This window comes from Polaromonas sp. P3_C2 (assembly GCF_056402675.1).
Window position 1 is genome coordinate 1 of record NZ_JBFUGX010000186.1, and the last position, 6866, is coordinate 6866.

At 64.1% G+C, this 6866-nt stretch carries 5 protein-coding genes; 3 read left to right on the forward strand and 2 right to left on the reverse strand.

Annotated features, from left to right (window positions below):
* Positions 1–1130 (forward strand): DNA polymerase Y subunit UmuC family protein (locus tag AC1DWI_RS09895; protein ID WP_477724758.1); only part of this gene is annotated, 1130 nt, incomplete at its 5' end.
* A gap of 7 nt (positions 1131–1137) precedes the next feature.
* Positions 1138–4326 (forward strand): error-prone DNA polymerase, encoded by a 3189-nt coding sequence (locus AC1DWI_RS09900; RefSeq protein WP_477671680.1) that lies wholly within the window; start codon positions 1138–1140, stop codon positions 4324–4326.
* A 76-nt stretch (positions 4327–4402) separates the two neighbouring features.
* Here AC1DWI_RS09900 and AC1DWI_RS09905 read toward each other — a convergent pair whose 3' ends face one another.
* Together AC1DWI_RS09905 and gstA are read right to left on the reverse strand one after the other, a co-directional pair.
* Positions 4403–5500: an NAD(P)H-dependent flavin oxidoreductase gene (locus tag AC1DWI_RS09905; RefSeq protein ID WP_477671679.1), complete on the reverse strand. Its 1098-nt coding sequence runs from the start codon at positions 5498–5500 to the stop codon at positions 4403–4405.
* A complete protein-coding gene (gene gstA, locus AC1DWI_RS09910; RefSeq protein ID WP_477724759.1) occupies positions 5497–6105 on the reverse strand; it encodes a glutathione transferase GstA in 609 nt (202 codons plus the stop codon). Before gstA ends, AC1DWI_RS09905 begins: the two co-directional genes overlap by 4 nt.
* A gap of 125 nt (positions 6106–6230) precedes the next feature.
* On the opposite strand from gstA, the gene AC1DWI_RS09915 reads away from it, so the two are divergent.
* A partial coding sequence (locus tag AC1DWI_RS09915) for a LysR family transcriptional regulator (RefSeq protein WP_477724760.1) occupies positions 6231–6866 on the forward strand: 636 nt, incomplete at its 3' end.

Genomic DNA, 6866 nt, shown 5'->3' on the forward strand with positions numbered 1-6866 from the left:
AGGCTGGTGCGTTGAAAAAACGCGTGGCCGACCTGCCCATGCACACGTTGACGGCCGCGCGCCCGCACCTGGGTGTGCTGGAGCGCATTGGCTGCCGCAGCTGGGACGACCTGCTGCGCCTGCCGCGTGACGGCGTGGCGCGGCGTTTTGGCGCCGAGCTGCTGGAGGCGCTGGACCGCGCCCGCGGCACCGTAGCCGACGACTACGAGTGGCAAGTGCTGCCCGAGCACTTTGAAGAAAAACTGGAGCTCAACGCGCTTGTCACCCATGGGCCTGCGCTGATGGCGGGCGTTGAGCGCCTGCTGGTCCACCTGCATGCCTGGCTGCTGGGGCGCCAGAGCGGGCTCTGCGCCCTGAAAATCATCTGGCACCTGGACAAACGCCGCGATGTGGCGCCGACCGGCGAGCTCGAGATTCGCACGGCCCAGCCCGCCCAAGACCTGCGCCATGTGGCACGCCTCATCTCAGAGCACCTGGCGCAGCAAAAGCTGCCGGCGCCGGTGCACAGCCTGACGCTGCAGTCGCTGGCCACCGAGCTGCTGGCCGACTCGGCCGCCGCCACCGGCAGCCTGCTGATGGAAGCGCGCCGGCAGGGCGACAGCGTGGTGGAGCTGGTCGAGCGACTCAGCGCCCGCCTGGGCGATGCCAATGTGCAAGCCTGGCAACCTTGCACCGACCACCGGCCCGAGCTGATGCAGCGCTGGGTGAGTGCCCGAAGTGCTATCAAATCAATAGCTGCTTGCGCACAGCCAATGCGCGCCAGGGCCATAAAAGGCTTAAAAAAAACCACTCCACATGCTTCTTCGGAAGCCCGGGCCGAAGCCTTGTACCCGGCCTGGTTGCTGCCCGAACCGCTGAAATTGCAAGCCGTAGGCAACAGCCCGGTGTACCAGGGCAAGCTGACACGCCTGGCCGGGCCGCAGCGGCTGGAGGCTGCCGAATGGCTGCTGGCCGATCACGAGAACCGCAGCGCTGAGCCGGGCCTGTGTGAAAAGCCGTGGGCGTTTCGCGACTACTACATCTACCGCAGCCAGCAGGGCGGCCTGCTGTGGGTTTACAGCGAAAGGCTGGGCTCTGCCGCCCAGGCCGGCCGGCAGCGCACCTGGTATTTGCACGGCTTTTTTGCCTGAGGCCCGCATGCCTGCCTACGCGCTTCCCGATTACGCTGAGCTGCACGCGCTGAGCAACTTCAGCTTCCAGCGCGGCGCCTCGCACGCGCAGGAGCTGGCCGAACGCGCTTCCGAGCTGGGCTACCAGGCGCTGGCCATCACCGACGAGTGTTCGGTGGCCGGGGTGGTCAGGGCGCATGAGGTGGCAAAGAAGCTGGGCCTCAAACTGCTGCCGGGTGCGGAATTTCTGGTGCAGGCGCCTGATGCCTTCAGGCTGGTGGTGCTGCCGCACAACGCGGCAGGCTGGGGCAACCTGTGCGAGTTCATCACCGAAGCGCGCAAGGCCGGCGACGTGGTCGAAAAAGGCAGCTACCGCGTCGCGCTGGGCGAAACGGATTTCTCCCGGCTGGGGGATTGCGAAATTTTGCTGGCGCCCCTGCATGAAGCAGGCGCGGGTGCTATCAATACAGAAGCGCTTTGCGCACATTGCGCCTGGGCTACAGGGCTTTTTGGCACCAACGCCTGGCTGGCGGTGGAGCTGCTGCAGGGCCTGGACGATGCGCTGCGCCTGCAGCAGCTGCAAGAGGTGGCCCGGCGCACCGGCATACGGCTGGTGGCGGCCGGCCATGTGCTGATGCACAAGCGCTCACGCAAGCCGCTGCACGACGTGATGACCGCCATCAAGCTGGGCAAGCCGGTGCACGAATGCGGCTTCGCGCTGCAGCCCAACGCCGAGGCACATTTGCGGCCGCGCATGCGCCTGGCCGAGATTTACCCCGCCAGCCTGTTGCGTGCCACGCTGGAAGTGGCGGCGCGGTGCAATTTCAATCTCGATGAGATTCGCAACCTGTACCGCTACCCGCAGGAAGACATGGTGCCGGCGGCCGAAACGCCTTCGCGGTGGCTGCGTCGGCTGACCTGGCAGGGTGCCCATACCCGCTACCCGCATCACATACCGCACAAGATCAGGCGGCAGCTGGGTTTTGAGCTGGCGCTGATTGAAGAGCTTGAGTACGAGATGTTCTTCATCACCGTGCACGACATCGTGCGGTTTGCGCGAGAGAAGGAAATCCTTTGCCAGGGGCGCGGCTCGGCGGCCAATTCCGTGGTGTGTTTTTGCCTGGGCGTCACGGCCGTCAACCCGGCGGAAAGCAAGCTGCTGTTTGAGCGCTTTATCAGCCGCGAGCGCAGTGAACCGCCCGACATCGACGTGGACTTCGAACACGAGCGGCGTGAAGAAGTCATCCAGTACATCTACGGCAAATACGGCCACGACCGCGCCGCCATTGCCGCCACCGTCATCAGCTACCGGCCGCGCAGCGCGATCCGCGATGTGGGCAAGGCGCTGGCGATGGCGCCTGAACTGATAGACCTGTTCGCCAAAGAGCATTTCTGGTTTGACGGCAGCGAGGTGCTGCAGGAAAAACTCAAGGAAGCCGGGCTGGAGGGCAGGGAAGGGCCGGTGCTGCAATGGTTTGACCTGTCGGCGCAGCTCATCGGCTTTCCGCGCCACCTGAGCCAGCACGTCGGCGGTTTTGTACTCACCCAGGGCAAGCTCACGCGGCTGGTGCCGGTGCAGCCGGCTTCGATGGAAGACCGCCGCATCATCCAGTGGGACAAGGACGACCTGGAGGCCATGGGCCTGCTGAAAGTGGATGTGCTGGCGCTGGGCATGCTGTCGGCCATCCGGCGCTGCCTGGCGCTGGTGAATGGGGCACGAGGAAGCCAGTTGGAGATGCATCAGATCGAGCCGGACGACACACCCACCTACGACATGATTTGCGAAGCCGATACGGTGGGCGTTTTCCAGATTGAAAGCCGGGCCCAGATGTCCATGCTGCCGCGCCTGCAGCCGCGCAATTACTACGACCTGGTGGTGGAAGTCGCCATCGTGCGGCCGGGGCCCATCCAGGGCGGCATGGTGCACCCGTACCTGAAGGCGCGCGACAAAAAACGGCGGGGTGAAGATGTCGTGCCGGAATACCCGGCGCTGAACCCGGCCCTGGAGCGCACGCTGGGCATTCCGATTTTCCAGGAGCAGGTCATGCAGATCGCGATGATCGCCGCTGACTTCACGCCCGGAGAGGCCGACGATTTGCGCCGCTCCATGGCAGCCTGGAAGCGTAAGGGCGGGGTAGACCGCTTTCATGGCCGCCTGGTCAATGCGATGGTCAACAACGGCTACAGCGCTGAATTTTCAGAGCGCATCTTCAGCCAGATATTGGGCTTCGGCGACTACGGCTTTCCGGAAAGCCACGCCGCCAGTTTTGCCAAGCTGGTTTATGTGAGCTGCTGGCTCAAGCGCCACGAGCCGGCCTGCTTTCTGGCGGCCATGGTCAATTCGCAGCCCATGGGTTTTTACACGCCGTCCCAGCTGGTGCAAGACGCGGTCCGCCACCAGGTCGAGGTGCGCGCGGTGGACGTCATGCACAGTGAATGGGACTGCACGCTGGAGCCGCAGGGTGTGCTGACTGCAGGGACGCAGCCGGCAGTGCGCCTGGGCCTGCGCCTGGTGGCCAGCTTGCGCGAGGAGGCCGCCTTGCGCCTGGTGGAGGCGCGGGCGCAAGCGCCTTTCACGTCGACGGAAGACCTGGTGTCGCGCGCCCGGCTCAATACGCTCGAAATCAACGCGCTGGCCGCCGCCGATGCCCTGCTGCCGCTGGCGGGCCACCGGCGCCAGCAGGTCTGGGAGGCTTCGGCCATCAAACTGGCGCCGCGCCTGCTCAAATCGGTGCCCACACACGAAACACCGCTGGCCTTGCCCGACACACCCGAGGGCGAAAACATTTTGTTCGACTACCAGGCCACCGGCCTCACGCTGCGGCGCCACCCGGTGGCTTTGCTGCGGGAACGGCTGGCACGCAAAGGCCTGCTGAGCGCCAGCGAGCTCAATGCCTTGCCCGACGGCGAAGAGGTGGCCGGCTGCGGCATCGTCACTGTGCGCCAGCAGCCGCAAACCGCCAAGGGCACCATCTTTGTCACACTGGAAGACGAGACCGGGCCAGTCAATGTGATCATCTGGAAATCGCTGCGGGAGGCGCAACGCGGCGAGGTGCTGCACGCCCGGCTGCTGGCGGTGTATGGCACGTGGCAGCGCAGTGAAGAACGCGGCAGCGCCAAAGGTTACGGCGCGGTGCGCAACCTGGTGGCGCATCGGCTCGAAGACCTCACGCCGATGCTGGGGCGGCTGGGCACATCGAGCCGCGATTTCCATTGAGGTGACTGCACCTCAATCAGGCACCTTCAGTCAATCCATCGTCATGCGCTGTCATCAGACAAATCCTGCTTGAGGGTCAGACTGACCCGGCAATCCGTTTTAGCGCGTCGTCGGTTTGCTGCTGCAGCGCCTGCATCAGCGAGCTCGCATCCCGGTGCCTGAGCAGTGGTGCGGCCTGACCGGACCAAAGCGACATCAAGTCTGTTCTGCCCTGGCCAATGGCCGCCGGTTTCATCTGGCCTGTCAGCCAGTTCTGGACCGGGTAGGGCGCAATGTGACCTTCATGCGCCTTCAGCTCGTTCATGAAGCGGTTTTCAATGCCTCGCGCCAGGCGCCCGCTGAAGGCGCGGGTGAGGGCGGTGTACTTGGCGTCGGCGCTGAATAGCTTTTCGCGGTGGATGTCACTGGCAGATGACTCGACGCAGGCCAGGAAAGCTGTGCCGATCTGCACGCCCTGGGCACCCAGCGCCAGGGCTGCTGCAATACCGCGCCCATCCGCAATGCCGCCTGCGGCAATGACCGGGGCCTTGATCGCGTCGACCACCTGGGGGATCAGCGCCAGTGTGCCGGTGAGCGAGTTTTCGGGCGGGCGGAGAAAGGACACGCGGTGCCCGCCAGCCTCAAAGCCGGTTGCCACCACCATGTCGACGCCGGCACTGTCTAGCGCTATCGCCTCTTCAGGCGTTGTGGCGGCGCCCACGGTCACGATATCAAGCGCCTTGCATTGGCGCAGGATGTCCAGCGACGGAATGCCGAATACAAAACTGAACACGGCGGGCCGGGCCGCCAGCAGGCCCTGCACCTGGTCTTCGTAGCGCGGGCTGAAACGTTCAGGGCGGGCCGGCAAGGGTTCACCGAGTTCCTTGAAGTAGGGCGCGAGCAGCGCCAGGTGCTGCTCGAACTGCGCATCTGTGAGCGGCGGGTCCTCGCTCTTTTCATGCGGCACCCACAGGTTCAAGGCGAAAGGCCGTTTTGTTTTCAGGCGTATGGCCTGGGCCGTCTCTTCAATTTGCGCGCCTGTCAGGTGATGCACCCCAAACGAGCCCAGCCCACCGCTTTCACAGACCGCCGCGGTCAGCGCCACCGAGGAAAGGCCCCCTCCGAAGGGTCCCTGCACAATCGGCGCCGTCAAGCCCAGCCTTTGGGTCAGGGCCGTGGTTTTCCAGCGGCTCATGCCAGCAGCCCTTCGGCCTTCAGGGCCTCGCGCACGGCGGGCCGGCCGGCGACACGTGCCAGGAAGTCCTGCAGATGCTTCAGGTCCGCCAGGTCCAGCGACACGTACTTGGCCCAGCCTGTGACGRCAAACAAGTAGGCATCGGCCACAGTGAAGGACTGGCCGAGCAAATAGTCTTTGGACTGCAGCTGGGTGTTGACCCATTCGTATTTTTTGCGCAGAACGCTGGCCAGGGTTTTTTTGGCGCTGCCGTCCAGCTCCGGGTTGAACAGCGGCGTGAAGGTCTTGTGGAGCTCCGAGGTGATGTAGTTCTGCYACTCCATCACGCGGTAGCGGTCCATGCTGCCGGCGGCTGGGAGCAGGTCGGCGCGGCCTGCCTTGTCGGCAAGGTATTGGGCAATGATGGGGCCTTCTGTCAGGCGCTCGCCGCTCTCGAGCTCCAGCAGCGGCACGGCACCCTTCGGGTTGATGGCGTAGTAGTCGGCTCCGTCTGCGGTGGTGTGGGTGCCTGTGTCAACTTTTTCAAGCTTGAAGGCCTGCTGCGTTTCTTTCAGAACGATGTGGGGTGCCAGTGAGCAGGCGCCAGGAGAGAAAAACAGTTTCATGGGATTCCTTGAGCAAGTTAGTTGGGAAGGCCTCATGCTATTGATGATGTTCATGGAGATAAATGGAGGTTGATTAACTTCATAAGTTACATGGCGTAATAGATAATCCATAGAAAATCAAAACCATGAGCCGTCAATTTGATGATCTTCAGCTGGGAAGCATTGAGCTTTTTTGCCTTGCGGCAGAGCTCAGCAGCTTCACGGCGGCGGCAACCAGTGCCGGCCTCACGCCCGCTGCCGTGAGCCGCTCGGTGTCGCGTCTGGAGGAAAGGCTGGGCGTGCGGCTCTTCACGCGCACGACGCGGCAGATACGGCTGACCGAGGCCGGCCGCGCTTATTTTGAGCAGGCGCGGCAGGCCCTGGGGCAGYTGGTGGAGGCCGAGCGCGAAGCCACGGGTCAGCAATTGGTGCCTGCCGGCGTGCTGCGCATCAGCCTGCCCACGCCTTACGGGCATTACCGCGTGCTGCCTCTGCTGCCGGCTTTTCGGGCTCTCTATCCAGCGGTGCAGGTTGAGGTCAACCTGAGCAACCGCAATGTCAACTTTGCCGACGAGGGCTACGACCTGGCTATACGCGGGCGCGCACAGCCCGACTCAGGCCTGGTCGCGCGCAAGCTGGAAGATGCCGCGCTGGTGGTGGTGGCTGCGCCTTCGTACCTGCAGCAGGCGGGAACCCCAACCTCGCTAGAGGTCTTGCAGCAGCATGACTGCATCCAGTTTTTGTTGCCCAGCAGCGGGCAGAAAATTCCGTGGCTGTTCAGC